Below are 25,554 nucleotides of genomic sequence, written 5' to 3' on the forward strand. Positions count from 1 at the left end.
TATGAAATTAACCTTAATAGACATATTTAATCTTAATTCAGCTGTAATCTATAATCCGGATTTATATAGAACAGTTAATTCAGTCTCAACCGATACACGAACAATCAAAAAGAATTCTTTATTTGTCGCTATTAAAGGCAAAAATTTTGACGGTCACAATTATATTCAAGAAGCCATTAAAAAAGGCGCCTCAGCAATATTAGTTAACAAAAATAAATTATCATCATTGGATTTTGTCGATTTGCCGATAATCTCAGTCAGTAATACAATTAAAGCTTATGGTGAATTGGCAAATATCATCAGAAATAAATTTTCCGGTAAGGTCATTTCAATTACAGGCAGCAACGGAAAAACAACAACAAAAGAAATGATTGCTCATTTACTTTCGGCTAAATATAAAGTTCATAAAACAGTTTCAAATAATAATAATAATATTGGCGTTCCGCTTACAATATTAACCGCACCAAATAACTCGGAAATAATGGTGCTTGAGCATGGTACAAATCACTTTGGCGAAATTGAATTTACTGCAAAAATCGCGCAGCCTGATTATGGGCTAATAACCAACATTGGTTCATCTCATCTGCAGTATTTGATATCAGCTGAAAAAGTTTACGAAGAAAAAACAAAACTTTTTGATTATGTGAAATCAAACGGAAATGTTTTTATAAACGCTGATGATAAATTCTTAAAGAACCAAATTAAGGTTAGAAAGAATTCAATTACATATGGTTCGCGTAAAAATCTAGATTTAAGTTATGAAATCGTGAGCATTTCAAATGATTCTAAGTATAAAATAAATATTAACGGTTTAAATAAAAATTTCAATATTGTAATTCCTTTATTGGGAAAAGCCAATATTCAAAATATAATTACAGCAATAGCGGTAGCATTAAAATTAGGTTTAAGTAAAGCTGAAATAATTAATTCAATAAAAACACTGAAGCCCGTAAAAGGCAGATTATGTGAATTTGACTTCAATCAATTTACTATTATTGATGATACATATAATGCGAATCCCGAAAGTGTAAAAAACGCTTTGGATGTTTTAAGAACTTTTGGAAAGAGAAAAAACAAGATTCTTTTACTTGGTGATATGTTCGAGCTTGGGGACGAGACCGAAAATATACATTCTGAACTCGCTGCAAATATTAAGAAAACGAAGATAAATTTATTGTTGTCAATTGGTAAAAACACAAAAGTTCTTAATAATTCAAAAAAATTAGGTGCGATTAAGGGAATTCATTTTAACAATAGAAATAAACTTCATTCATATCTTGAGTCATTGGACTTAAAAGATTCCGTGATTTTAGTTAAAGGTTCGCGCGGTATGAAAATGGAAGAATTTGTTGAAACAATTAAAAGGAAAAATGCCTGATGTTATATCACCTTTTTAATTATTTGAACGAACTTTATGCCCCTCCCGGATTCGGCATTTTCAAATTCTTATCATTTAGATCTGCATTGGCTGCCATAACCGGATTATTTTTAGCGTTTTACGTAGGCCCAAAAATAATCAACTATCTGAGAATAAAACAGATTGGCGAAACAATAAGAGAATTGGGACCTCAAACTCACAAGCTGAAAGCAGGCACGCCGACTATGGGCGGTGTAATTATCATTTTTTCTGTTGTTGTTCCTGTTTTGTTATGGGCAGATATAAACAGCATTTATATAATTTTAGTATTAGTCGGGACTTTATGGTTAGGTGTAGTTGGATTTATTGATGATTATATGAAAGTTGTAATGAAGAAATCAAAAGGTTTGATTGCGCGATATAAATTGTTAGGTCAAATTTTAATTGGAATTGTTGTAGGATGTTCAATTTATTTCCTGCCGGAATTTAGTGAATACAATACACAAACAACCTTGCCGTTTATGAAAAATTTGAATTTTGATTTTTCATATTTCTATATACCGATGGTAATTTTCATTATAACAGCTACTTCAAACGCCGTTAATTTAACGGATGGATTAGATGGATTGGCAATCGGCTCAATGATAATTGTAATGTTGGCGGTGGCAATTCTAAGTTACGTTTCCGGAAATAAAATTTACGCGGATTATCTTAACGTGATTTATTTACCGGGTTCAGGAGAACTTACAGTTTTTATTGCCGCATTTATAGGCGCAGGTTTAGGCTTTTTGTGGTTTAATTTTTATCCTGCACAAGTTTTCATGGGTGATACCGGATCATTAGCGCTTGGCGGAGCTTTCGGCATAATTGCAATATTAATTAAGAAAGAATTATTAATCCCCATTTTGGGCGGCGTATTTTTCCTTGAAACAATATCGGTAATTATTCAAAGGCTTTATTTCAAGTATACAAAAAAAAGAACCGGTGAGGGTAAGCGTGTTTTTAAAATGGCGCCCATTCACCATCATTATGAATTAATGGGTTGGGCTGAACCGAAAATCGTAATTAGGTTTTATATAGTAACTATCATATTAGTAATAATTAGTTTGGCTTCATTCAAGATACGTTAATGGAAATTAAAGATAAAAAAATAAGTATTCTAGGTGCAGTAAGAAGCGGATTAAGTGCTGCAAAACTTGCTAAAATCAAAGGAGCAATTCCATTTGTCAGCGATATGAATGATAATCCGGAAATTAGAAATAACGTTGAAATTCTTAATGAGTTGAAAATAAATTTTGAACTGGGCGGTCATTCAGAGAAAATTTATGATTGTGATTTTATAATAACAAGCCCGGGTGTTCCATCTGATTCTGAAGTATTAGTTAAAGCAAAAGAAAATGATATTAAAATAATCAGCGAAATTGAATTTGCATATTGGTTCTGTGAAGGTAAAATAATTGCAATAACCGGAACAAATGGAAAAACGACAACAACAAGTCTTTGCACGCATGTTTTAAATTGCTCAGATGTTACTGCTTATGCCGCAGGCAACATTGGTATTCCGTTTTCCGAAATTGTTACTCAAGTTAAAAAAGACGAATACGTTGTTCTCGAAGTCTCAAGTTTTCAGCTTGACTTTATTGACAAATTTGCGCCGGATTATGCTGTAATGCTGAATATTACGCCTGATCATTTAGACAGATATGAAAATAGATTTGATTTATATATTAAATCAAAAATGAGAATAATCAAAAATCAAAATGAAAAACATAACTTTATTTATAATGGAGATGATGAAAATATTCCGATAGGATATGTTTCAAACAAAGTGAATTTGTTTGCTTTTTCATTAGATAAAAGTATTAGCAACGGCTGTTATCTTGATGATGATTGGATTGTTTTTGCCAATGATGGTTTTGAAGAAGATGTATGTACAATTGAAGATTTGTCACTTAAGGGAGAACACAATTTAATGAATTCCATGGCTGTGATTTCAACCGCAATGCTTATTGGAATTGATAAAGAAAAATTAGTAGAGGCTTTAGGATCATTTAAAGGTGTTGAGCATAGATTGGAATTTGTAAGAGAAATAAATGGTATTAAATTCATTAATGATTCAAAAGCGACAAATGTTGATTCTGTTTGGTATGCGCTGAGAAGTTTTGATGAACCGATATATCTTATTCTAGGCGGTAAAGACAAAGGAAATAATTACAACGATATAAAAGAAGAAGTAAAGAAAAGAGTAAAGAAAATTTATGCAATAGGATCTTCTGCTCAAAAGGTTTATGAGTTCTTTAAAAATATTAAACCGGTAGGAATTGTAGATTCTTTAGCAGCGGCCGTAGAACATGGTTTAGCTGATGCCGCAGTTGGTGATATTGTTCTTCTTTCACCGGCATGTGCAAGTTTTGATATGTTTAAAAATTATGAAGATCGTGGAACTCAATTTAAATCAATAGTAAATAACAGATAAGAGAAAATGAAAAATTTAGCTAGAACTTTAATTGGAATTGTAATATTTCTCATAATACTTGGAACAATAATAATCTTTTCCGCTAGAGGTTATTCATTCTTTATATCGCACATAAGCAAGGTTATTTTTGCCAGTGCGGCATTTGTTTTATTCGCGGTAATTCCTTATAAATATTACAAGGAAATTAGCAAGTATATGCTAATGGGAATTATTCTTGCGCTAATTTATACATTATTCTCGCCTGCCGTAAAAGGCGCTTCACGATGGATGAATTTAGGTTTTATGAGTTTTCAGCCTTCTGAATTTGCAAAGATATTTTTATTGATTCACCTTGCAGTGCTAATTGAAAAGAAAGGTGAAATGATAAAAGATTTTAATAATGGTTTACTTTATATGCTGCTGTGGATTGGTGTTGTAAGTCTTTTAATTTTTATTCAGCCGAATGTTAGTACAACAATTATAGTGGTTTCAACATCATTTATTTTATTATTTGTCGGTGGTGCACGAATCTCTCACTTAAGCGGAATAATTGGTTCAGTTGGAGCAATTGGCGCTTTAGGAGCGATGGCACTGCCACATTCTAGAGCAAGAATTTTAGGTTTTGTTAAAAGCATAACCGAAGGCGGCAGTATAAATTTGCAAGTGCTTCAATCAAAAATTGCTTTAGGCAGCGGCGGATTTTTTGGGTTAGGTATAGGTCAAAGCAGACAAAGCGATTTATTTTTACCGGAGCCGCATAACGATTTTGTTTTTTCAGTTGTTGGCGAAGAACTTGGTTTTTTAGGTGCTCTTGCAATTTTATTTGCGTATATGGCAATATTTTTTGTTGGATTATTAATTGCAAAAAAAGCAAAAGATGAATTTGGTCAATTGCTGGCATTTGGAATTTCATTTACAATAGTGATGAGTGCATTTATACACGTTGGTGTTGGACTTGGACTACTTCCGACCACCGGTATAACATTGCCATTTATAAGTTTTGGCGGTACATCTATAATTATATTTTCAATTTCATTGGGGATTCTAATAAATATTGCAATGATATCCGGCAAACACAGAGAAATGAGAAGAGCTAGGACATGATGGCTAAACAGTTAAATTTTATATTTGCAGCAGGCGGAACAGGCGGACATCTTTATCCGGCAGTTGCCGTTGCTGAACAAATTAAGTTGTTGCAGCCGCAATCAAATATATTATTTGTTGGCACAAAAGATAAAATTGAAGCTCGAGTTATTCCTCAATTGAACTATAAATTTAAATCAATTTGGATAAGCGGATTCAGCCGAAAACTTACGCTGAAAAATATTTTATTCCCGATAAAATTAATTGTCGGATCGATTCAATCTTTTTTTATCAATTTAAAATTTAAGCCAAGTGTTGCAATTGGCGCCGGAGCTTATGTTTCTGGTCCCGTTATTACTACTGCTAAATTATTCGGTGCCAAAGTTGTACTACTTGAACAAAACAGTTTTCCGGGCGTAACAAACAGAATGCTGGAAAAAAAAGCTGATCAAATACATTTAAGTTTTGAAGATTCAAAAAAATATTTTAACAATAAATCAAAACTTTATGTTACCGGAAATCCGATTAGAACAACTATGAAATTAGCCGACAAAATGGAATCTTTAAAATATTTTAATCTTGAGGAAACAAAAAAAACATTACTCGTTTTAGGCGGAAGCCTTGGTGCATCATCAATGAACTTTGCTGTGGAAGAAAATTTAGATTTATTGAAAAGATCAAATATTCAAGTTATTTGGCAAACAGGTGATAAATATTTTAATCAATATAAAAAATTACAAAGTGAATATGTAAAGATATTTCCATTTATATCCGAAATGGATAAAGCTTACTCGGCGTGTGATCTGCTTGTAGCGCGAGCCGGAGCAACAACAATTGCTGAAGCGGCATTTTTAGGATTGCCCGTTTTATTTGTTCCTTCAAAAAATGTTGCGGCTAACCATCAGTATCTTAATGCGCAATCACTTGCCGAAAATAAAGCAGCTTTATTGATTGAAGATTCCGAATTGAATCTTAGATTGGGAAGTTTGATAATAAAATCCATTGCCGATGAAAAAATGCTAAATGATTTGAGTGAAAATATAAAAAAGTTTTCCAAACCCGACGCAGCTAAAACAATAGCCGCTGAAATTATTAAAATGGCTGACAAAAATTTTAAAAGTACGAGAAATTAAATGCTGAAAAATATTATTAAAAAAATTCACTTTGTAGGTATTGGCGGAATAGGAATGAGCGGTTTAGCGGAAATCTTATTAAGTCAGGGTTTTAAAGTTTCCGGTTCGGATTTGTCGTTAACAGATATTACAGAAAGATTGCAGTCATTAGGAGTAGAAATATTCAAAGGACATTCAAAAGAAAATATAAAAGATATTGACCTGGTTGTTTATTCATCAGCGGTTAATCAGGAAAATCCGGAAGTAAAAGAAGCTATTGAAAGGAAGATACCGACAATTAAACGAGCGGAAATGCTTGCGGAAACAATGAGGATGAAGAACGGCATAGGCATTGCCGGAACTCATGGAAAAACCAGTACAACTTCAATGGTTGGATTGGTATTAACAGAAGGCGGAATTGACCCTACCATTATTGTAGGGGGAAAATTGAGCAGTCTTGGCGGAACAAATGCCAGACTTGGAAACGGAGAATATATTGTTGTTGAAGCCGATGAATTTGACAGAACATTTTTACAGCTGACTCCAAGCATAGCTGCAATTACAACATTAGAAAAAGAACATCTTGATACATATAAAGATTTAGATGATATTAAAACTGCGTTTATTCAATTTGCAAACAAAGTTCCGTTTTACGGTTTTGTTGTTCTATGTTTGGATGAGCCAGCGCTTCAGGATATTATTCCTCATATAAATAAAACAATTATCACTTACGGCGTTTCGCCTCAAGCCGATGTTAGAGCCGTTGATATTACATTCGATAAGAACAAAAGCAGTTATACAATTATTTATAAGGGCGAGGAATTAGGTAAAATAAATCTGAATATGCCCGGATTGCACTATGTAAAAAATTCTCTCGTTGCAGTAACAATTGCTAAAGAGCTTGGAATTGATTTTGAGAAAATTCAAAAAGCATTAAGTTCATTTTCAGGCGTTTATAGAAGATTCGAAAAGAAATATGAAAATGATATTTTGGTTTTGATGATTATGGTCATCATCCAACCGAAACCACCGCCACTTTATTAGGAATAAGAACTGGCTGGAAGAAGAGAATTGTTGCTGTTTTTCAGCCGCATCTTTATTCAAGGACAAGAGATTTTTACGCAGAGTTCGGCAGATCGTTTTTAAATTCTGATGTCTTTATTTGTACGGATGTTTATCCTGCCAGAGAAAAACCGATTGAAGGAATCAGCGGTAAATTAATTGCCGACGCGGCAAAAGATTTTGGACATAAAAATGTTATTTACGAAGCCGATAAGAATAATATACCAAATTTACTTTTGAACATTGTTAAGAAAGATGATATAGTTATAACACTTGGGGCAGGTGATATTTGGAAATATGGCGAAAAATTTGTCGATGAATATAAATTGAAAAATAAAGATGAAAACAATAAATAAAATTAAACATTCAATATTGTTTGTTCTTCTGATTGCAATATTTGGATTGCTCTCATTTTCATTGAAAAACTCCAATTTAAATTCAATTAATAAAATTGAAATTGAGGGTGCAAATTATTTATCGTCCAAAGATTATATGGAAATTGCAAATCTTTCTAACTTTGAAAAGGACCCAAATATAAATATTACCGTAATTCAAGATAGAATTGAAAAACATCCTTATGTAAATAACGCAGATGTGTGGCTTGCGGAAAGAGGTACAATAAGAATAAAAATTATTGAGAAAACTTTTGAGGCTTTGATCTTAACTGATAAAAACAATTTCTGATAACAGGCAGCGGCGAAATTATTCCATTTTATTCATCAACAAAAAATATTGATTTGCCGGTAATTGTTAATGTTAAAAATGCAGACGAAATTAATGTCTTTTCGTTTGCCGGTAAATATCAAAATTTAAAAAACGCACTGAAAATTATTTCAACTTCAGAAATTTACGATGAAAATTTAAGTAAAAGGATTTCTGAAATTAATTTGAATAATGGTAAAGATATTACAGTTACAATTTCTGATCAAGAATTTCCAATTTACATGGGCAGCGATTCAGAAGTTGAAAAAACAATTTATTTATCAAAGATACTAAAGCACATAAAAAATAATGGCTTATCAAATTATGTGAATTATCTTGACCTAAGATTTACTGATTTGGTCTACCTGGGTTTTAAGGATAAGTTAGTTTCTTTAGAGGAAAAAATATGAAAAAAAATATTATTGCTGGATTGGATTTAGGAACTACAAAAGTAGGAGCTGTAATTGCAGAACAGCAGGAAAATAAAATTGATATACTTGGCTTCGGTGTTGCTCCGTCTGACGGATTAAACAGAGGTTTGGTTGCCAACATTGCAAAAACCGCCGAAGCAATAAAACAGGCAATGACAATCGCGTCAAATAGAGCTGATATTGACGTAAGATCCTTAAATGTAGGTGTTGCCGGAGAACATATTACAAGTCTTCGTCATAGAAATTATGTTACTATAAACAATCCTGATAAAGAAATTACTCAAGCAGATATTGATAGATTGAAAGCCGATGTAAAAACAATAAGAATTCCCGCGGATAGGCAAATCTTGCATATTATTCCTGAAGAATTTTATATTGATCATCAAGGTGGAATTGAAAATCCAATAGGAATGTGCGGAAGCAGATTAGAGGCTTTGAATCACGTTGTGTTAGCTTCAATTCCAGCTATGCAGAATATTAAAAAATCAGTTGAACGTGCCGGTTACACTGTACAAGATTACATCCTTCAACCAATAGCTTCCAGTGTTTCGGTACTTGAAGAAAATGAAAAAGATTTAGGCGTTGCGTTAATTGATATAGGCGGCGGAACAACCGACATTGCTGTGTTTCATGAAAAAAGTATAAAGTTTACAAAAGTAATTGGTGTTGCGGGTAATCAAGTTACTAATGACATAAGAGAATCACTTGGAATTGTAACCGAAGAAGCAGAAAAGCTTAAGAAAGAACACGGCTATGCCTTGGAAGAAGCAATCATTAAAGATGAAGATATTTATATAAAAGGTGTTGGAGCAAGAGGAAATATTAAAATTCCAATTTCTTTGTTAACGCAAATTATTCATGTAAGAATGAAAGAACTTTTTACATTGATAGATAATGAACTTAGGCAAGCAGGATTTAAAAATAAAATCAAAGCCGGAATAGTGTTAACTGGCGGCGGGTCTTTACTGAGCGGTGTAACAGAATTAGCAGAATCAGTATTTGGACTTCCGACAAGAATCGGTGTTCCGTTGGATTTAGGCGCTGGTCTTTCAAATGAAATTGAAAGTCCGGAATTTGCTACAGTTGCCGGATTGATTAGAGGAATGCCCGGTACAACAAGCTCACAGGCAATGTTTAACGTTAAGAATAAAGTTATGGTTAAAGATTTAGGAATTTCAAAGTTTTTTAAGAAAGTACAAGAATTTTTTGACGAATTATAATTATAAATCAACAAGGAGGAATCATGCCAAGTTTTGTAACGCTTGACAGAGAAGACATGTTATCAGCAAAGCTTAAAGTTGTTGGAGTTGGAGGCGGAGGCTGTAACGCAATTGAAAGTATGATGCAGCGAGGTTTGAAAGGTGTAGAATACGTTGCTGTTAATACCGATGCTCAAGTATTAAGAATGAGCAGTGCAAATCACAAAATTCAAATTGGCAACACAATAACAAGAGGATTAGGTGCAGGGGCAGATCCCAATGTTGGTCGTAAAGCAATTGAAGAAGATAGAGAAAAAATTACAAAAGTACTTGAAGGAAGCGACATGGTTTTTGTTACTGCCGGAATGGGCGGAGGAACTGGAACCGGCGGAGCGCCTGTAGTTGCTGCAATTGCAAAAAGTTTAGGTGCGTTAGTAATTGGAATTGTAACTAAGCCTTTTAAATGGGAAGGTAAGAGGAGAATGTTAAATGCAGATGAAGGAATTCATGACTTAAGAAGAAGTGTTGACAGTTTAATTGTAATACCAAATGACAGATTGTTAAGCATACTAGATAAAACGGTTTCCGCAAGAACAGCTTTTGAAAAACCAAATGAAGTATTATATGAAGCAACGAGAGGAATAGCAGATATAATAACAATTCCGGGAATTATTAATGTTGATTTTGCCGACGTAAGATCTGTAATGAATGCAAGCGGAGAAGCTTTAATGGGAGCCGGAACTGCAAGCGGAGAAAATAGGGCAATTGAAGCAGCTCAAAAAGCAATATCTTCACCTCTATTGGATGGTATAAGTATTAAAGGCGCAAAAAATATTTTATTGAACGTAACCGGTTCTGATGATTTGACTATGCAGGAAATAGACGAAGGCAACAAAGTTATTTATGAGGCGGCAGGAGAAGAAGCCAATGTAATATTTGGATGGGTGAGTAAAGAAGAAATGAATGACAGTGTTTCTTATACTGTTATTGCGACCGGATTTGGAAACAGCAATAAAAAAGAAAGCAAGATTGTTACAGAGAAAAAAGAACAGATAGAAGATAAAGATAAAAAGTTCGCTGGATATACAGTTGAGAATTTTGAAGTTCCAAATGGTGCTGAAGAATTAGATACACCAACAATATTCAGGGTGAAGGGCACAAATAAAATTCTTTCAGAAGAAAATTTAATACCAAGAAGCGGTTTTAAAATTGATCAATTGGATGCATTTGATGGTGTTCAAGTTGAAGGAAAAAGAAGAAAAGAAAAATAGAGGCGGTTCGTCATTTTTAAGAATGATGATGGATTAGTAAATTTTTCGTTTTTATAAAGGCTGTAATCGATTTCATCCTTGTTGTTGGTAATTCGTCAGTTACCCACGGAAATCATCACAGCCTTTTATTTTGAATCATATTTAATTTTATAATAACGGTAAATTCATTAAATTTGATACTCTAAAAAGTGTAAGTATGAAAAAATATCTATTCATTTATTTTTTTATTATGTCAACAATTTTTGCTCAAACTGAGTCACAAGTTGGCTGGGTTGCAAAATTTGGAGGCGCGGGAGGATTTTCGCCAATTATCCTTTTTCCCAATTACAATGCCGTTAATGTTAAAGCCGGTAAACTTGGGATGAACAAATTAAGCGGTCCGTTATTTGGATGGGGCGGAAGCGGTTATGTTTATGTTATGATAATTGATAATCTTAGATTAGGCGGAATTGGATTTAGCGGATTTCAATCGGAAAAAAATAAATTAAATGGTTTTGATAACGAATTGGTATATTCTCTAGGCGGCGGTGCTTTAACAATAGAATATACTTTTCCATTTGTAAAAAATATGGCGCTTTCGGCTGGAATAATGTTGGGCGGCGGCGGAATTGATATAAATATCTATAAAAATTCCGGATCTTACAGCTGGCAAAATATTTGGGAAAATGTGATTAATAATACTAATGATATCGATAAAAATTATAACTTATCAAACTCATTTTTTTTAATTTCACCGACTTTAAATCTTGATTTTCCAATAACAAGATTTTTAGCCTTTCGAGGCGGAGTTGGATATCAATTTACTTTTGGAAATGATTGGTCATTTTCAAACGGAAAAAAATTAAATGATGCTCCATCAGGATTGAACGGAAGCGGATTTTTAATACAAACTGGTATTTTTATAGGACTATTTGCATTCTAAAATTATGAAAAAAATATTAATTACCGGCGGTGCCGGATTTATAGGCAGCAATTATTTAAATTCTCTTCTTCAAGAAAGAGATGACCTTCAAATTGTAAATATTGATAAGCTTACTTATGCCGGAAATCTTGAAAACCTGAAAATATAGAAAACCATAAAAATTACACATTTGTTAAAGGTGACATTACCAATAAAGAGCTTATAGATTATTTATTTCAAAAATATAAATTTGATTATGTGGTAAATTTTGCCGCGGAATCCCACGTAGATAGAAGCATACTTGGTTCAGAAATATTCTTTACTACAAACGTTATTGGCACAAACGTTTTATTGGAAGCTGCTAAAAGATATAACGTTGAAAAATTTCTTCAGGTTTCCACTGATGAAGTATATGGAAGTTTGGGTGACACCGGTTTATTTACAGAAAACACTCCGCTTTCTCCAAATAGTCCTTATTCTTCCAGCAAAGCATCGGCTGACATGATGGCTATTTCATTTTATCACACATACGGATTGCCGGTTGTAATTACGAGGTGTTCCAACAACTATGGACAATTCCAATTCCCAGAAAAATTAATTCCGCTAATGATCATAAATGCACTCAACGACAAAAACTTCCTGTTTACGGCGATGGACTAAATGTAAGAGATTGGATTTACGTTATTGATCATAACAAGGCTATAACATTAGTTTTAGAAAACGGTAAAGTAGGCGAAGTTTATAATATTGGCGCCAGCAGAGAAATGAAAAATATTGATATAATAAAGTTGATATTGAATAAGTTAGGTAAAGATGAAAGTCTAATTGAGTACGTAAAAGACAGACTTGGTCACGACAGAAGATATGCAATTGATTCAACAAAATACGCGAAGACTTGGGATGGTCACCAAAATTTGACTTTGAAAATGCGATAGAAAATACAATAGATTGGTACTTACAAAATAAAAATTGGTGGGAAAAATTATTAATGGAAGTTACAAAGACTACTACCAGCAACAATATGGATACAAAAAAAATGCGAAATAAATTATTTTTAATAATATTATTTGGATTATTACCTTTTTTTGTTTCTAATTTCCAAGCGCAATCATTATCCAATTCAGATATGAGTTCTAGTAGTTTGGAAGCTCTGAATTTAATAAATGTTACCATAGGCGGAAGTTTTCCCATGAGTGGAACTTATCCGGCATCTCGAACAGAAAGAGTTGATCAATTAATTACAAGAATTTTAGAACAATATAAAGCCGAACTGTTTAAGGTTACGCAGGATGAAAAGATTCTTACACTTATTAAAACTAATATCGATGGCATTGCAAAAAGAAATATAATGTTAAAGAGATTTTCCGGAGAAACGGTTAAGATAGACTTACAGAAATTTAGAGCTACCGGAGATTTTATCAATAATCCTTATTTAAAAAATGATGATGTACTTATATTCCCCACTCCGGATTTGGATAAAAACTTTATTGATATATCCGGTGCGGTTAACAAAGAATGTAAATTCCAATTTGTTCAAGGTGATAAATTAAGCGATGCGCTTTTATTTGCACAGGGAATTAACAAAGCATATCCTAAAATAGAACGAATTGAAATATCCAGATTAAATTTTGACGGTAATAAAGAAAATATTATTGTGGTTAATGAAAATGAAGAGTTTAACCTTATGGCAGGTGATAGAATCAGAGTAATTTCTGACAATACCTATCGAAGAGATTATAAAGTTTTAATAGTTGGAGAAGTTAATAATCCTGGATATATTTCAATTTCTAAAGATTCTACTACAATTAAAGTAGCGATAAAAAAAGCAGGCGGTTTTACTTCTCAAGCTTCATTAAAATTCTCAGAATTAATGAGAGAAAATGATTCTTATTCGACATTGAGGAAACAATCTGTTATGCAGACTTTTGAAAATCCAAACACTATAATTGATCTTAAGCTTAAACTTTTACAATTGCAAAAATTAGATGAATTAGAAATTTTGAGAAATGCAAACTTGCAAATAAGGGATACTCTATATTTTAATATTGATAATAAATTAAGGATGCTTGAAAAAAACTATCAACTGAATTTTGAAGAATTAAAGGATGATAACTCATTTACGAGTAAATTTATTCTAAATGATGGAGACATAATTATTGTGCCAAAAGAAACCAATGAAGTATTTGTTTGGGGTGGAGTTAAAAAGACTGGTTATTATGAATTTATAAAAGAATATAATGTATTTGACTATATCAACAATGCAGGTGGATATACTGACATTGCTTACGGCGATGATGAAGTTTACTTAATAAAAGGAAAATCTTGTGATTGGTTAAAGGTAGATGACGACCATACATTCAATATAGAAGCTGGTGATTATATTTATATTAAAAAAGAAAGGCCTACTGAAGAATTTTGGTACTATTTAGGTAGAATTGGGGCAGTTGCAGGAATTTTTGGTGGATTAGCTACAATTTATCTTGCCTTTAAATAATTATCATAAATTTTATTATAATAATTAATAACTTTATTAAATAAATGATTTTAAAATGACATAATTTTTTTGGTCAAGTATTATTATGGGATTATATATGACGACAGTTTCAAGAAATGAAAAAGGTTTATCTGATTATCTATACACTCTCTACAAATGGAAAAAATTAATTATTATTAATTTGTCAATTATTTTTATAGTCGCAACAATATATTCGTTTAGTATCCCCGAAACATATAAATCAAAAGCACTAATGATGATTCCTCAAGAAAAAGAATTTGGAATCGGGAATTTACTTTCTGATAATTCCGCATTATCCTTTGGAGCTAGTTTATTAGGAAGTAGTTCTCCTAATATGGATTTAATACTTGGGTTATTAAATAGTAGAAATATTATGACAAAAGTAATAAACAAATTTAATCTTTTTTATGATTATAATATAACAGATCGAAACTATGATAAAGTTATTAAAAGTTTCAAAGATGATCTCATTTTACTCCAAATGAATTTGGATTGCTAGAGATTTACACTATAAATAAAAATCCGCAAAAAGTGCTGATATTTCAAATTACTTTGCTTACTTAGCTGATAGTCTAAATATTGTATTAAAGACAGAAAATGCCAAAAATAATAGAAAATTTATAGAAAAAAGATTTTTACAAAACCAAATTGACCTTGAAAATGCAGAAGTTGCTTATCATAAATTTCAATTGAATAATGGTGTATTTGATATTCCTGAACAGATAAAAGTTGCAGTTCAAGCTGCAGGTGAATTAGAAAAAAATCTCATTCAAAAGGAGATATATCTTAATTCAATATCAAATCAAATCAACAAAAATTCTCCACAATACAAAGATATTGAATATCAGATATTATCAATTAGGCAAAAGCTTGGAGACTTTAAAAATAAAAATGAAGGAAGTTATTTCCTATCATTTAAGAAAATTCCAGATTTATCTTTTGAATATCTAAGACTCTTTAGGGAACTTGAAATCCAGAGTAAAATTAAAGAATTTCTTTATCCTATGTATGAGCAAGCAAAGATTGATGAACAAAAAAGTATCCCAACATTGATTGTTGTTGATAAAGCAGTTCCACCCCAATTAAAATATGGACCAAAGAAAGCATTAGTTATTATTACAATTTTTTCGATTTTCTTATTAGTAACAATATTATTTATTTTTAGAGCTGATAACCTCAAAAATATCGTTCCTCGAAACCCGCTACTTGAAAAAGAAAAAAGATTTTATAATTTTTTAGAAAAATTCTATAAAATTAAAACAGATGAGTAATTTCTTTATTTTAATTGTAATTATAATAGCCATTGGAATTTCTAAATATTTTTTCCAAAGATGGTTTAATTCATTATTAATTTATAGCATTGTTTGGGGATCAATGTTAAGTGCTTATGAATTGAAATTAATGCCTTTCATCAATCTTTCGTCTGATACATGGATAATAATAATTGGAAGTTATTTAGCTTTTTTTTTAGGCGTTGCAATTTGTTTTACGACCAAAGGAGTTAATTTTAATATAAATTATAGGACTATTAATTCTAAAAAAAGTGATTTTATTTTTTTTAATAATAATAAATTTTTTAATAGAATTATTTGGTCTCTTGCATTAATTGGTCTATTTGCAGCAATACATCATTGGTGGGTTTTGCTCGAGGAATATGGTTCTTTCACAAAGATAATATTTCATGCTGCAAGAATATATAGACAGAGAGCTGATGGTCTTGATGATAATAGTATTCCCTATTTGTGGTTAGGCTCTTATTTAGCAGTTTTTTATGCTGGCATTAGTAATGCAAAAAAAGGGAAAATTGAATTTGTTACAATTATAGCAATACTTGGAATTATTTTAAAAGAAATGGCAAGGTTTGTGAGAAGTGGAATTTTAGTTGGTATGTTATTGTATATAACATCTTATATTTATTTCAGATACTCAGTTGCGGCTGATTCACTCGGAAAAAATAAAAAATCAAATCGTAAAATAATTATAGGTGCTTTTATAGTTATTTCCATTTTAGTTGCAGCTGCAGGATTTGTAAAAGTTAGTCGTAATGCCCCTGACAATTTTAGTGGTACAAGCAGTTCACTAACTCAATTTGACGGAGGTGCATTTATTTCGCCGTCAATTTATTTATATCTATCTTCACATGTTGCTGTATTATCAAGATCCATTACAATGGAAGAAAAAAATACTTATTGGGCACAAAATACGTTTAGAGAATTATATACAATCCTAGGTATTTTCGGATTACACGAAAAAATTGGATATGATATGCCAGGTTATTATATTCCTTATTGGACAAATTCAGGTTCTTATCTTAGAGATTTATATAGGGATTTTGGTCCGCTAGGAATAATTTGGTTTCCATTCTTTGTTGGATTATTTGCTTCTTTTTTTTGGATAAAATTCTACGAAAGTAATGATATATATTATTTCTTAGGTTTAGTAAATCTTACAATAGTTATTGGAATGTCTTTCTTTTCTTATATGATTAAATCAGTTTTACTGTCTATAAATTTATTCTTTCATATAATCATTATTGAATTTTCATATTTGCTATATCGAAAATTTACAAATAGAAATCAAGACGACCTATAGGCATACTTGAAAATTATACTATAAATAAAATAGTAAATAAAATTACCAATTGTTACACCATAAACAACACCAAAAATACCATAATTAATTACAAGTATATATTGAATTATAAAATTAATAATTAGGAATACCAGAGATCCATAAAAATTATAATTTATTTTACCTAATCCAAAAAGAGCAGAACCTTGAAATTGAACAAGTGCATAAAAAAACCATCGTAATGATAAAATCCTAATGAATATTAGTGAATTATCATACTTGTTATTAAAAATAAATTTTATAAATGGTTCAATAAAAATATTTAAAATTATTAAAATTATTAAAGTAATGATAATGAAAATTTTGTAGTATTTATTAAAAATTATTTTCCAATTATTTATGTTTGAAGAATTTTCTGAAAAGTGCGGAATGGAGATTTTTTGAATAGTATCCCCAATAATTTGCAAAACTAAAATTACATTTAGTGCAAAACTATACATCCCGATAGAAATACGGTCAGCTATAAAATAATTTATAATAAATAAATCCAAATATCTTGTAAGTCCACTTGTTAAATTAGATAAGAACGCAAATTTGGAATATTTCCAATGAACTGGAAAATAACTGTATAAACTAACACTAATTTTTGCTAAATCAGCTTTTATGTTTTTATATAAAAAAATACTTGTAAAAAGGTACCCTAATAAAAATGCAATAATGAAACCAAAAACATTAAAAAAGTAAGTAATAATTATTATGAAAATAAACGATATAGTTTTAGAATAAACTGATATTTTTGCAATGAGTTCAATCTTTTTAATGCTTGTAAATATGAGAAATGAAGCATGTTAAATGTTTGTGGTATTAAAGCGATAAAAAATAAATTAAAGTATTTATTAATAAAATTATCAGACGAAATTATATTAAAAAATGATAAAATATATAATATTATGTATGTGAAAAGTGTAGTATAAGTAGTAAAAATATTTGCAGATTTAAATAGTTCTTTCTTTTTTGTAATATCAATATTTTCAGAACATAATTTTAAAGTTGAAGAATCAAAACCAAAACTTGCAAAGATTACAGCGACAGAAACAAATGCTTGTAATATTTTTATTTGGCCTAATTCAACAGGTGTTAATATCCAAGCAACAAGAAGTTGGCTACCAAAAGCAAAGAAGTTTACAAAAATATTTGAAAACAATAAATGAAAAAAACCTTTATTTTTAGTAATAATAAATAATTCTTTTATTTCTAGTAATAATTTTTTCAATTTTTAATAATTCCTAATATGTGTTCCCATTTCGAAATTACTTTTTCCCAACTACTTAAGTTCCATACTTTTATAAAGTTATTTTTTAGAAGTTTATTTTCCTCGTTATAATTAGAGATTGCTTCTAATAATAGTTTATTTAATTTCGAAAAGTCTTCAATTTCACGAAAATAAATTCCTACATCTTTGAATTTTTGATAAGGTAACCACCTTCCTGTAATAACAAGACTGCCTGCTGAAAAATGCTCCTGCATTGATCCGGAAAATAAATCGTGTTTCTGAAGTTGAATTAAAATATCAGTGGCAACTCTTAAATTTGCTACTTCAATATCAGTTAAATAGTAATCAATAAATTTATAATTTAATTTATATTTAATAAGTTTATTCTGAATTAAAGCAATATAATCTGATGAATTCTTAAAATTGTATGTCAATGGAAAAAGTAGAATATAATTTTGGGGAAGTTTATCTTTAATCGAATTTATTTCATTAATAATTCTTATATGCTGCTGATTCCTATTTGAGTTATAGCCAATGGTTATAATAAAATTGTCACTTATTTTAAAATACTTCTTAGCATTGCTTTTATTTAATAATTCAAAATTTATTTTGATAATTTCAAGGATATTTAAACCAAACCTGGCAATTATACATTTTTCATTTGGAATTTTATATTTTTTAATTAATCGATCTTTCATTTCTTCATTTGCAGTTGTAATTATATCAGCGTTATTAACTGCAATTCTAATAAAATATTTTTGCCAATAATTTGTACTATTAAAATCGCTTCCCCAAAAACTTAAAATAATTTTGTTTCCTTTGCTTTTAAAATCTTCAATTAAAAAGGCATAGAAATAGTATACATAATGTATTGAAACAGCGTTATAAGTAGGTAATTTTTTTAATAGTGATCTTAAGTTATAAATAAAATATATAATCTTTAAATACGGTATTTTTCGAAGTAATTTATATTTATCTTCTAAGTAGTATATGTTGTTGAAATAATTAGAATAATTAATTTGTGAATCAAAAAAAGATGTAGAGATTATATCGATGCTTATATTTTTATTTTTTTTTAACTCATAACACAATTGCTGAATAAGTGTGGATGCTGGGTTACCAATAAAAAGGAAGTTCATTGTTTATTTAAATTTATATCCCAAAAACTTTTCCATTCTCCTATATCAGACCAAGATTTTTCGCTAATTGGGAAAATACCTACTTTACGATTCTGATTTAAGAGATTTAAAATTAGATCTGTAATGTTAAATGATTTACCAATAGGAATTTCGTCTAATAATTTATGTTCAAGTATATAAACACCTGTATTTGCAAGATATGAAAACTCCGGTTTTTCGGTTAAATTTAACAATTGACCATTATTACCGGTTTCAAAAATTCCGTAAGGAATACTTTTATTTAAAATGGCACCAACTGCAGTTAATTCATTATTATTTGATTTGTGATATTGATAGACATCTCTTAAATCTTGATTTATTAGAATATCACAGTTAGAAACAAAAAATGTTGATTTTATTTTATCTTTTAATAAATAGAGACTGCCTGCTGTTCCTAATGGTTCATCTTCTCTTACATAATTAATCTTATAATTTTGTGACATATTTCTATCTAAGTAATATTCGAGCATTTCACGTTTATAATTAACAGTTATATAAAACTCATTTGAGCCGATACTATTAAATTTATCCATAATAATTTCAATAATTGGCTTCTCACCCATAGGAATTAGTGGTTTAGGAATAATATTTGTAAAAGGTTTCAGTCGTTTACCTAATCCGCCAGCCATTATCACAACAGGTAAAGTCAATTTCTTTCTAAATGATTCAACTTGCTCTTCAAAAATATCTGACCAAAAAATTATCTTCTCAAGTTCATCATTACTATTAAGTATAGGCATAAATTCCGTCCTGAATTCAATCATAGTTGATTTTATTTTATCAAAATTATCGGTACTGTAACAAACTCGAATATTTGATCTAATAATATTTTTAATTTTTTCAGTAATTGAAATATTTTTTAAGATTGCTCTTTGAATATCACCAATACTTATTATGCCAATATATTTTTTATCAAGCATTACCAATAAAAGTTTAGAATCTAATTTATCCATCAACTTCATTGCGTTAATTAATGAATCCTCAGGTGAAATTACTAGCTTATTAATTCTTTCGTCAAATTTCATTTTTGTAAGTTTTTATTTTAATCAAAATTAAAGTAAGAAATATGAAATAGTATTATGTGAAAAAGATAATATTTATAATAATTTTGCAGGAACTCCAATATAAGTTTTTCCAGCAAAACAATTTTTTGTAGCAGTACTACCAGCACCAATGATTACATCATGCTCAATTTCAATTCCTTGTATTATTGTTGCACCTGCACCTATAAATGTACCATTACCAATTATTACATTTCCACTTAAAACAGAGTTTGAAGCTAAATGAACAAAATCACCAATATTACAATCGTGTTCTACGGTTGAATTTGTATTAATAATTACAAAACTACCGATACTAGAATAAGTGTTAATTACTGCACCATCAAAAATAACTGTACCTTCACCTATTCCAACATTCTCATTAACAATTGCATATGGCGAAATGATAATGGGAAAATGAAATCCGGCATTTTTGTATTGATCAACGACTTTTTTTCTTAATGCAGATGATTTGATTTGTCCAATTCCGATTGCAGCGCATTTAATATTTTGAAAATTATTTGATAAGAATTGATTATCATTTCCTAAAAAAGGAAATTCAAGTATAACGCCTTTATCTTCTTCATCGGTATAACCAATTATTTCAAATTCGCCAATCTTTTTTAATGATAGACGCAATAACTTTTGCATGTCCGCCTCCACCGATGATAACAATTTTCTCTTTCATAAATAGCTATTTTCTAAAACCACTAGGAATATTTACTAATCTATCGGCAAGCCAAACTGAATTATCTAAATTTCCTTTAAAGCAATTTTTAAACATTTCTAATTTATTCATTAGCTGCCAAACAGGTCTTGTCATTATGCCTACATTATTTGTTTTTTCGAGAAACTCGTCTCGTACAATTTTATTACTAACTTGAATTGTATTTAACCAATTATTTGTTATAACGTTAAGGGGAGATTTAATTAACCTATATTCTGAATTTGTAAAAAATTTGTCATATTGTTCAGCAGTTTTTCTTTTATTTTCTAAAAATTCATTTAAATTTTCCATTTGAGCTACACCCAATGCTGCAGTTACATTAGTCATTCTATAATTATATGCTACCATATCATGAACATATTCCCATTTATGCGGAATTTTGGCAGTTGTTGTAATATGTTTAGCTTTTTGAGCTAAATCTTTATTATTGGTTAATATTATACCACCGCCACCTGTCGTTATTACTTTGTTTCCATTGTAGCTTAAAATTCCAATTTCACCAAATGTTCCGGTATGCTGACCTTCGTAAAATGAACCAAGTGATTCAGCTGAATCTTCAACTAATTTAATATGATATTTATTCGCTATACTTATAATTTCTTTAATTCTAACAGGAAAACCAAATGTATGCATTGGAACAATTGCTTTAATTTTTTTTTTGCTATATTTATTATAACATAACTCATTTCGAATTTCACAATTTTTTTTTAAGAAATCTTCTAATTTATTTGGAGACATGCCTAGTGTATCGATATCAACATCAACAAAAACAGGTTCACCCCCAGCATGTTTGATAGCATTTGCAGTAGCAACAAAAGTTAGAGGTTGAGTAATAACTTCATCACCGTCTTCAACACCAAGTAAATTCAAAGCAATTTGCAGAGCAGTTGTTCCATTTACAACAGCGATTGCATAATTAGAACCTGTATATTTTGCTGTCATTTCTTCAAATTTAGTAACATATTTTCCAATATAAGAAACAAACGTTGAGTCAATACAATCATTTAAGTATTTTTTTTCATTACCAATGAAGACCGGCGAGTGCAGCGCAATAAAGTTATCAGTATTATAAAGCTGCTTAATAAATTTAATTGTCTTTTCGATCATATCGATATTAAATATTTTTAAATTTTTCTGAATACGGATCTGATAGTAAACCATCCTCCAAAATTTTATTTATCTCTTTTAGTCCATCGGGCACCTTTTTCGAAATTTCAAAATTTAAAACATTTTTTATTTTTGAAAAATCGACACGATAGTCTCTAGGGTCCTCATTCTTTTTTATATAAGTAATTTTTGCAGTTGGAATAATCTTTAAAATTTCTTCTGCAATCATTTTCTTTTGGTAATTTTCTTCTGTAGCGCCAACATTAAATACATTTTGTTTGACCTTCTCGATAGGCGATTCTAATACTTTTATACAAGAATAAGCTAGATCCTCAACATGGCAATAAGGTCGCCAAAATTGTTCGCCGAATATTTGTAATTCTTTACCGAACGTGACATCACGAATAAACTCATTAACAGTTAAATCAAATCTTATCCTTGAAGACAACCCATATACAGTAGAAAATCTCAAAGACGTTGGGTAGAAATTATTCCTAATATTTTCGTTGAGCATATAATTTTCAAATTTAACTTTCAATTCAGCGTAAAGTGAAACAGGACTCAGTTCCGAATCTTCAGTAACATAACCTCCACTTTTCATCTTACCATAATTACTACAGGTAGAAGCAAAAATAAAATGATTTATTTTTTCATTTTCGTTACAAAAATCGAATAAATTTTTAGATGCAATCCAATTGATTTCTTGGGCAAGTGTAGGTTGTTTTGAACATGCTGGATCACCAACAATTGCAGCTAAATGAACAACATCTGTTATTCCATTTAAAATTTTATTGGTAAATACACTATTTCTTAAATCACCTTTAATAAATTCAAATTTTGGATTATTATATATTCCAATTAAAGATTCACCACCAAAAAACAAGGAATCTACTCCTAAAACATAATAGCCCCTTTCAAGTAATTGTCTTGTTAATACTGATCCAATATAACCTGCTGCTCCAGTTACCAATATTTTCCGCATAATTCCTCAGTAAATTAAATTTTTACAAATAATTATAGTGAAATTTTTATTAATTATTAGATAAATTTACGTCATCAAAAAAGAAGAATAATTTTTCATTTATTAAAAATTAAATTGATACAAAAAAATAAAAATAAAAAAATTTTAATGCTTTTACAGTCTCCATTTCCACCGGATATTAGAGTTGAAAGAGAAATAAATTCATTATTCGAAAATGGATTCAAAATTGGAATTTTATGTAATCAATATATCAAAAACAACTCGCCTAAATTTCCAAACTGTGAAATCTTTAGAATTAATGCTTTATTTAGTAATACAATACTAAATAAAATTTTAAATTTTCCTTTGTTTATAAATCCTAGATTTGTTATTAAAATTTTTCAAATTTATTGGAAATTTAAACCAGATTTTATTCATGCACACGATTTACCTATGGTTCCATTAGCTTTGCTTATTAAGAAGTTTTTTAAAAAACCTGTCGTTTTTGATGTTCATGAAAGCTATCCCGAAGCTTTGATTTTTTTCAAAAAGAAAGGTTTTGTAAATTTTTTATTTAAAAATCCTAAACTTGCTAAAATTCTTGAAAAATACTGTTTGAAAAAATCAGATATACTAATTGTTGTAGTTGAAGAACATAAACAAAAATTAATTGATCAAAATGTTTCTGAAAATAAAATATTTGTAGTTTCCAATACTGTTGATTTAAAAACGTTTTGTATTCAAAATCCTAAAACTTCAATTAAAGAAAAATATTATGATAAATTTATATTTCTTTATACCGGGATAGTTAGCAATGAAAGAGGTTTGGAAGTGCCTATTAAGGCAATTCCTATAATAAAAAAAGTGTTACATAATGTTTTATTTATGATTGTAGGTGAAGGACCAGCAAAAAATGATTTGATTAAATTTGTGAACATTTTGAATATAAATGATAATGTTGAATTTTTCTCATGGCCTGGACATAGTAAAATTGCTGATTATATGTATTCTGCAAATGTTTGTATTATACCACAACCTAGTAATGATTTTATTAATTCTGGAGTACCTAATAAATTATTTGAATATATGTCACAAGGAAAAACTGTTTTAGTTTCTGATGCAAAACCGATGAGCAGAATTATTTTAGAAACCAATTCCGGCAAAGTCTTTAAATCAAATGATGAATATGATTTTGCTAAAAGTTGATTGAAATTTCAAATAAAAATTTTGATTATGGAAAAAATGGTAGAAAAGCAGTTGAAGAAAAATATAATTGGAATAATGATGCAAATGTGTTAATTAATTTATATTATTCATTAATTAATTAATTAAATGTTTTGGTTATCTTTTATTTTGAATTTATGAAAAAAATTTACTTTACATATTTAATATACTCATTTATTATTATTTCTTTTTATTCATGTGACTCAAAAAATCCGTTGGACCAAGAATTAATTAAAATGCCAATGAGAAATGTTATTAATGAGAATTTTAATTTTGATAAAAAAAAATTAGCCTTTCCGAAATGTATAAAGATTAATGATTCCGTTGCAATCGATTTTTATGAAAATATTTATCAGAATCAAAATAGATTTAGGGTTAACTCAAAAAGAAATAAAATTAAAATACATAACTCGAAATTTTTTTTTGTTGCCTCAGATAGTGTGGGACTCACATCTATCTTTTATCCGACCGGAACGGACGAAGTTGAACAAATTGATTCTGTACATATCTTTGTTTACAAACAGTTTGTTATTCTTAAAGCTGATGATCTTATTTTAACAATGCTTCAATTGTTTCTTTAAATTGGCATAATTTTATAGACTATATGTTTGAAAAAAATATAGTAGCATCACTCGGTATTCTTGGAAATTCTCTAGAAGCAGGAAATTCAAAATATTACAATTTTCTCAAGGACTTAATTAAATCAAATTATTTTGAAATTTGGAATCACGGTTATAAACATATTGTTGGTGGTATAAGTGATGATGGCACTGTTTTTCAGAATTTCAAAAAACTAGTTATGATTATCAGTTTTATGCGCTCAACAGAACAGAATTTCTGTGCAATAAATACTTGGGTTATACTCCTATAACCTTTGGCGCTCCGGGAAATGCAATTGATGAGATTACAAATGATGTTATTAATAATACAAATGATATTAAAATTTGGTTTTTCGGTAATAAAAATTCCTCAAAAATGATTTTGGAAAGAAAGTCCGAAATCGAATTTCCTTATGGGTTTCCGGATTATCAAAAATTTTTAAATAATTATTTACCGAACGATAGTGTACTAACCTTCCAACTTCACCCAAATATGTGGGATAGTTTAAAATTTGATGAATTTAAAAAATGTCTAGAATATTTAGAATCTCAAAATGTTACTTTTATTACGCCAAATGAATATTATTTCTTAAATCAACCGAGATAATTCGATTAAAATTATATTTTCCTGTCTCAAAATTCTACAATAACTTCCGACAATATATTAACTAATTGAAAAATGGTTTTTATTAGACATTGGAATCCATTATTTTATCAATTGTAATTTTATATGTCTTATTTTAAATCACATTTAATTAAATTTGTCCATTTTTGTTGACTTTTTTT

The 25,554-nt window shown here is 29.6% G+C and carries 24 protein-coding genes and 3 pseudogenes; 20 read left to right on the forward strand and 7 right to left on the reverse strand.

Annotated elements, in window-relative coordinates; all coding sequences use genetic code 11:
- Nucleotide 1 precedes the first annotated feature (1 nt).
- The 16 genes and pseudogenes from IPK06_16035 to IPK06_16110 all read left to right on the forward strand — a co-directional run bounded on the left by IPK06_16035 (nt 2) and on the right by IPK06_16110 (nt 16,680).
- On the forward strand, nt 2-1,378 hold the full coding sequence (locus IPK06_16035) for a UDP-N-acetylmuramoyl-tripeptide--D-alanyl-D-alanine ligase (protein ID MBK7981481.1): 1,377 nt from the start codon (nt 2-4) through the stop codon (nt 1,376-1,378).
- On the forward strand, nt 1,378-2,487 hold the full coding sequence (locus tag IPK06_16040; GenBank protein ID MBK7981482.1) for a phospho-N-acetylmuramoyl-pentapeptide-transferase: 1,110 nt from the start codon (nt 1,378-1,380) through the stop codon (nt 2,485-2,487). The genes IPK06_16035 and IPK06_16040 overlap by 1 nt, the downstream gene beginning before the upstream one ends.
- Nucleotides 2,487-3,833: a UDP-N-acetylmuramoyl-L-alanine--D-glutamate ligase gene (locus IPK06_16045; GenBank protein MBK7981483.1), complete on the forward strand. Its 1,347-nt coding sequence runs from the start codon at nt 2,487-2,489 to the stop codon at nt 3,831-3,833. The genes IPK06_16040 and IPK06_16045 overlap by 1 nt, the downstream gene beginning before the upstream one ends.
- Nucleotides 3,834-3,839: 6 nt before the next feature.
- Nucleotides 3,840-4,916, forward strand: a complete 1,077-nt coding sequence (locus tag IPK06_16050) for an FtsW/RodA/SpoVE family cell cycle protein (GenBank protein ID MBK7981484.1) — start codon at nt 3,840-3,842, stop codon at nt 4,914-4,916.
- Complete coding sequence (gene murG, locus IPK06_16055) at nt 4,916-6,028, forward strand: undecaprenyldiphospho-muramoylpentapeptide beta-N-acetylglucosaminyltransferase (GenBank protein ID MBK7981485.1); 1,113 nt, start codon at nt 4,916-4,918, stop codon at nt 6,026-6,028. Before IPK06_16050 ends, murG begins: the two co-directional genes overlap by 1 nt.
- A gap of 3 nt (nt 6,029-6,031) precedes the next feature.
- Nucleotides 6,032-7,425 (forward strand): annotated as a pseudogene (locus IPK06_16060) (UDP-N-acetylmuramate--L-alanine ligase).
- Entirely contained in the window at nt 7,409-7,753 is a 345-nt protein-coding gene (locus IPK06_16065) for an FtsQ-type POTRA domain-containing protein (GenBank protein ID MBK7981486.1), read from the forward strand. The pseudogene IPK06_16060 and the gene IPK06_16065 overlap by 17 nt, the downstream one beginning before the upstream one ends.
- Complete coding sequence (locus IPK06_16070) at nt 7,750-8,181, forward strand: cell division protein FtsQ (GenBank protein MBK7981487.1); 432 nt, start codon at nt 7,750-7,752, stop codon at nt 8,179-8,181. Before IPK06_16065 ends, IPK06_16070 begins: the two co-directional genes overlap by 4 nt.
- A complete protein-coding gene (gene ftsA / locus IPK06_16075) occupies nt 8,178-9,422 on the forward strand; it encodes a cell division protein FtsA (GenBank protein ID MBK7981488.1) in 1,245 nt (414 codons plus the stop codon). The genes IPK06_16070 and ftsA overlap by 4 nt, the downstream gene beginning before the upstream one ends.
- A 23-nt stretch (nt 9,423-9,445) precedes the next feature.
- Entirely contained in the window at nt 9,446-10,672 is a 1,227-nt protein-coding gene (gene ftsZ, locus IPK06_16080) for a cell division protein FtsZ (protein MBK7981489.1), read from the forward strand.
- A 196-nt stretch (nt 10,673-10,868) separates the two neighbouring features.
- A complete protein-coding gene (locus IPK06_16085; GenBank protein ID MBK7981490.1) occupies nt 10,869-11,594 on the forward strand; it encodes a hypothetical protein in 726 nt (241 codons plus the stop codon).
- A gap of 4 nt (nt 11,595-11,598) precedes the next feature.
- Nucleotides 11,599-12,620: pseudogene (rfbB, locus tag IPK06_16090) on the forward strand (dTDP-glucose 4,6-dehydratase).
- Nucleotides 12,562-14,067 carry an SLBB domain-containing protein gene (locus tag IPK06_16095; protein ID MBK7981491.1) on the forward strand — a complete coding sequence of 502 codons (1,506 nt, stop codon included), beginning with the start codon at nt 12,562-12,564 and terminating at the stop codon, nt 14,065-14,067. The pseudogene rfbB and the gene IPK06_16095 overlap by 59 nt, the downstream one beginning before the upstream one ends.
- Nucleotides 14,068-14,164: 97 nt before the next feature.
- Nucleotides 14,165-14,587, forward strand: coding sequence for a hypothetical protein (locus tag IPK06_16100; protein MBK7981492.1), 423 nt, complete (start codon nt 14,165-14,167; stop codon nt 14,585-14,587).
- Between the two features lie 190 nt (nt 14,588-14,777).
- Nucleotides 14,778-15,359 (forward strand): hypothetical protein, encoded by a 582-nt coding sequence (locus IPK06_16105; GenBank protein ID MBK7981493.1) that lies wholly within the window; start codon nt 14,778-14,780, stop codon nt 15,357-15,359.
- Nucleotides 15,352-16,680, forward strand: coding sequence for an oligosaccharide repeat unit polymerase (locus tag IPK06_16110; GenBank protein MBK7981494.1), 1,329 nt, complete (start codon nt 15,352-15,354; stop codon nt 16,678-16,680). The genes IPK06_16105 and IPK06_16110 overlap by 8 nt, the downstream gene beginning before the upstream one ends.
- Before the next feature lie 245 nt (nt 16,681-16,925).
- On the opposite strand, the pseudogene IPK06_16115 reads toward IPK06_16110, so the two are convergent.
- The 7 genes and pseudogenes from IPK06_16115 to IPK06_16145 form a co-directional block, all read right to left on the reverse strand.
- A pseudogene (locus IPK06_16115) lies at nt 16,926-17,492 on the reverse strand (oligosaccharide flippase family protein).
- Complete coding sequence (locus IPK06_16120) at nt 17,414-17,932, reverse strand: oligosaccharide flippase family protein (protein ID MBK7981495.1); 519 nt, start codon at nt 17,930-17,932, stop codon at nt 17,414-17,416. Before IPK06_16120 ends, IPK06_16115 begins: the two are co-directional and overlap by 79 nt.
- Complete coding sequence (locus IPK06_16125) at nt 17,929-19,071, reverse strand: glycosyltransferase (GenBank protein ID MBK7981496.1); 1,143 nt, start codon at nt 19,069-19,071, stop codon at nt 17,929-17,931. The genes IPK06_16120 and IPK06_16125 overlap by 4 nt, the downstream gene beginning before the upstream one ends.
- Entirely contained in the window at nt 19,068-20,135 is a 1,068-nt protein-coding gene (locus IPK06_16130; GenBank protein MBK7981497.1) for an NTP transferase domain-containing protein, read from the reverse strand. The genes IPK06_16125 and IPK06_16130 overlap by 4 nt, the downstream gene beginning before the upstream one ends.
- 72 nt (nt 20,136-20,207) lie before the next feature.
- Nucleotides 20,208-20,801, reverse strand: a complete 594-nt coding sequence (locus IPK06_16135; GenBank protein MBK7981498.1) for an acetyltransferase — start codon at nt 20,799-20,801, stop codon at nt 20,208-20,210.
- Nucleotides 20,802-20,844: 43 nt separating this feature from the next.
- Nucleotides 20,845-21,984 (reverse strand): LegC family aminotransferase, encoded by a 1,140-nt coding sequence (locus IPK06_16140; protein ID MBK7981499.1) that lies wholly within the window; start codon nt 21,982-21,984, stop codon nt 20,845-20,847.
- A gap of 7 nt (nt 21,985-21,991) precedes the next feature.
- On the reverse strand, nt 21,992-22,966 hold the full coding sequence (locus tag IPK06_16145; protein MBK7981500.1) for an NAD(P)-dependent oxidoreductase: 975 nt from the start codon (nt 22,964-22,966) through the stop codon (nt 21,992-21,994).
- 147 nt (nt 22,967-23,113) lie between these two features.
- Between IPK06_16145 and IPK06_16150 the strand changes: the two genes are divergently transcribed.
- The 4 genes from IPK06_16150 (at nt 23,114) to IPK06_16165 (ending at nt 25,375) form a co-directional block, all read left to right on the forward strand.
- Nucleotides 23,114-24,151 (forward strand): glycosyltransferase family 4 protein, encoded by a 1,038-nt coding sequence (locus IPK06_16150; protein ID MBK7981501.1) that lies wholly within the window; start codon nt 23,114-23,116, stop codon nt 24,149-24,151.
- A 155-nt stretch (nt 24,152-24,306) separates the two neighbouring features.
- Nucleotides 24,307-24,750 (forward strand): hypothetical protein, encoded by a 444-nt coding sequence (locus IPK06_16155; protein ID MBK7981502.1) that lies wholly within the window; start codon nt 24,307-24,309, stop codon nt 24,748-24,750.
- A 23-nt stretch (nt 24,751-24,773) separates the two neighbouring features.
- Nucleotides 24,774-25,040: a hypothetical protein gene (locus tag IPK06_16160; protein MBK7981503.1), complete on the forward strand. Its 267-nt coding sequence runs from the start codon at nt 24,774-24,776 to the stop codon at nt 25,038-25,040.
- Nucleotides 25,022-25,375 (forward strand): hypothetical protein, encoded by a 354-nt coding sequence (locus tag IPK06_16165; GenBank protein ID MBK7981504.1) that lies wholly within the window; start codon nt 25,022-25,024, stop codon nt 25,373-25,375. The genes IPK06_16160 and IPK06_16165 overlap by 19 nt, the downstream gene beginning before the upstream one ends.
- Nucleotides 25,376-25,554 lie beyond the last annotated feature (179 nt).

This window comes from Ignavibacteriota bacterium (assembly GCA_016713565.1).
Lineage (GTDB): Bacteria > Bacteroidota > Ignavibacteria > Ignavibacteriales > Melioribacteraceae.

Coding starts and splice junctions, on each gene's coding strand:
- IPK06_16050 (MBK7981484.1), top strand. CDS start 3,840: ATGAAAAATTTAGCTAGAACTTTAATTGGAATTGTAATATTTCTCATA.
- IPK06_16145 (MBK7981500.1), bottom strand. CDS start 22,966: ATGCGGAAAATATTGGTAACTGGAGCAGCAGGTTATATTGGATCAGTA.
- IPK06_16085 (MBK7981490.1), top strand. CDS start 10,869: ATGAAAAAATATCTATTCATTTATTTTTTTATTATGTCAACAATTTTT.
- IPK06_16065 (MBK7981486.1), top strand. CDS start 7,409: ATGAAAACAATAAATAAAATTAAACATTCAATATTGTTTGTTCTTCTG.
- IPK06_16135 (MBK7981498.1), bottom strand. CDS start 20,801: ATGCAAAAGTTATTGCGTCTATCATTAAAAAAGATTGGCGAATTTGAA.
- ftsZ (MBK7981489.1), top strand. CDS start 9,446: ATGCCAAGTTTTGTAACGCTTGACAGAGAAGACATGTTATCAGCAAAG.
- IPK06_16040 (MBK7981482.1), top strand. CDS start 1,378: ATGTTATATCACCTTTTTAATTATTTGAACGAACTTTATGCCCCTCCC.
- IPK06_16130 (MBK7981497.1), bottom strand. CDS start 20,135: ATGAAATTTGACGAAAGAATTAATAAGCTAGTAATTTCACCTGAGGAT.
- IPK06_16160 (MBK7981503.1), top strand. CDS start 24,774: ATGTTTGAAAAAAATATAGTAGCATCACTCGGTATTCTTGGAAATTCT.
- IPK06_16110 (MBK7981494.1), top strand. CDS start 15,352: ATGAGTAATTTCTTTATTTTAATTGTAATTATAATAGCCATTGGAATT.
- murG (MBK7981485.1), top strand. CDS start 4,916: ATGGCTAAACAGTTAAATTTTATATTTGCAGCAGGCGGAACAGGCGGA.
- IPK06_16150 (MBK7981501.1), top strand. CDS start 23,114: ATGCTTTTACAGTCTCCATTTCCACCGGATATTAGAGTTGAAAGAGAA.
- IPK06_16035 (MBK7981481.1), top strand. CDS start 2: ATGAAATTAACCTTAATAGACATATTTAATCTTAATTCAGCTGTAATC.
- ftsA (MBK7981488.1), top strand. CDS start 8,178: ATGAAAAAAAATATTATTGCTGGATTGGATTTAGGAACTACAAAAGTA.
- IPK06_16045 (MBK7981483.1), top strand. CDS start 2,487: ATGGAAATTAAAGATAAAAAAATAAGTATTCTAGGTGCAGTAAGAAGC.
- IPK06_16095 (MBK7981491.1), top strand. CDS start 12,562: ATGGAAGTTACAAAGACTACTACCAGCAACAATATGGATACAAAAAAA.
- IPK06_16140 (MBK7981499.1), bottom strand. CDS start 21,984: ATGATCGAAAAGACAATTAAATTTATTAAGCAGCTTTATAATACTGAT.
- IPK06_16100 (MBK7981492.1), top strand. CDS start 14,165: ATGACGACAGTTTCAAGAAATGAAAAAGGTTTATCTGATTATCTATAC.
- IPK06_16125 (MBK7981496.1), bottom strand. CDS start 19,071: ATGAACTTCCTTTTTATTGGTAACCCAGCATCCACACTTATTCAGCAA.
- IPK06_16155 (MBK7981502.1), top strand. CDS start 24,307: ATGAAAAAAATTTACTTTACATATTTAATATACTCATTTATTATTATT.